At 47.5% G+C, this 1,568-nt stretch carries 1 protein-coding gene and 1 pseudogene; both read right to left on the bottom strand.

From position 1 onward, the window contains the following. Positions 1-89: 89 nt before the first annotated feature. Positions 90-977 (bottom strand): annotated as a pseudogene (locus JCM13995_RS13415) (IS3 family transposase); the annotation flags it as partial. Beyond that, a complete protein-coding gene (locus JCM13995_RS13410; protein WP_305068861.1) occupies positions 965-1,447 on the bottom strand; it encodes a helix-turn-helix domain-containing protein in 483 nt (160 codons plus the stop codon). The pseudogene JCM13995_RS13415 and the gene JCM13995_RS13410, both read right to left, overlap by 13 nt. Between the last annotated feature and the right edge of the window lie 121 nt (positions 1,448-1,568).

Below are 1,568 nucleotides of genomic sequence, written 5' to 3'. Positions count from 1 at the left end.
TGAAGTGCCATAGAAAAGTTAGACAAATTTTCTACCACAACAATATCTGGTTCCTTAATGAAGTCTACCTTCAACGGAAGGTAGGCTTTTTATGCAACTTCCATCTGCTCAGTTACCATCATCTCTCGGTACTCCACGGGCGTTAGACCATCCTTGTTCAAGGAAATCCGCTCATGGTTGAACCAGTCGCTGTACTCGGCCACTTTGTCGCGTAAATTTGCGATATTGCCGATAGTGAGGCGGTTTAGGCATTCTCGTTTAAGCAAGTTGAAGAAGCTTTCGATGGGCGCATTATCGTGACAATTGCCTTTACGCGACATGCTCTGCTGAATGTTCATCTGCTTGAGTTGCGCCACGTAACTTGGAATCTGATATTGCCAGCCTTGATCCGAGTGGAGAATCGGGCGAGAGCCAGGCAAGAGGTGGCGTTTGAGTTCATTTAACGTCTCTTGGATCATTTCCTTGTTAGGAGAACTGCTTACTGAGAACGCAAGAACCTCACGGCTTGCCTCGTCAGTAATGGCTGAAATATAGCCCCATTGACCGTTAGCGAGCCGGACTTGGGTCACGTCGGTATGCATCACTGTGAGCGGTAGTGTCGCGTTAAAGTGCTGCTTCAGTACGTTCTTCGCAACGTTTCCGACGGTTCCCTTGTAGGAACTGTACCTGGACGTATGCTTCGAATATAGCGTCACAGACAATCCCATACGCCTCATCACCCGCCAGACCGTCTCCTCAGCGTACTTAAAGCCAGCTTTCAGCGTTTCTTTGTATATCCGGCGATAACCGTAAATCTCATGTTTTTCATGGAATAGCGGCCTGATGAAGGCTTTTAGCTTGGCATATTTGTCCGGCTTTTTGTCACGCTTGAGCCGGTCGTAATAGGTTGCTCTTGGTAGCTTCAAGGCAGCTAACAGTGCTGGAAGCCCATATTGCGGCCGTAACGAAGTCACGACGCTCGCCTTCACTTTCGTGGTGAGTGAGTCTGCGAGTTCTCCGTCATGGTCGCTAGCACTTTTAAAATGTCGCGATTCATCTCTGCCTCGTGCAGCTTCCGCTTAAGCTCCATAATCTCTTGCTGATACTGTTCTTCTTTGGTGGGCTCGATCGTCTTAAAAATCTTCTCGCCGTTCTTCTTGTTCTTTCGCTTACTCGTGGTATGCCTTCCCTTAGGCTTAGGGCGCAGACCAGCAACACCTTGTTTTTGGACGATTCTCATCCAACTATTAACCTGAGTTGGTGAGATGCCAAAGTGTGCCGCTGCTCTGCGACGACTAGTCTCGTGTGTTTGCACGTATTCTACCACTGCTACCTTGGCGTCTACTGAGTACTCAGCTTTACTATGTTTGACTTTGAGAGAGGTCAAACCATGCTGCTCCGCTTGATTAATCCACGTTTGAATTGTCATGTGAGAGCCAATCCCATACTTAATGCAGAGGTCGCCCATACTAATTCCACCTCTGCGATATTCGCCAACCACCTTTGCCTTAAGTTTACTAGAATACTTTGTCATCAAAAAAAGCCCCACAATCATTAGACACTTTGTCTAACAATTGTAGGGCACTTCA

It is taken from the genome of Lacticaseibacillus camelliae DSM 22697 = JCM 13995 (assembly GCF_001311195.1).
In the GTDB taxonomy this organism is placed as follows: Bacteria; Bacillota; Bacilli; order Lactobacillales; family Lactobacillaceae; genus Lacticaseibacillus; species Lacticaseibacillus camelliae.
Note: the sequence above shows the minus strand (reverse complement) of the source record. Positions and strands in the feature narration are given on the sequence as shown.

Coding starts and splice junctions, on each gene's coding strand:
- JCM13995_RS13410 (WP_305068861.1), bottom strand. CDS start 1,447: ATGGGCGACCTCTGCATTAAGTATGGGATTGGCTCTCACATGACAATT.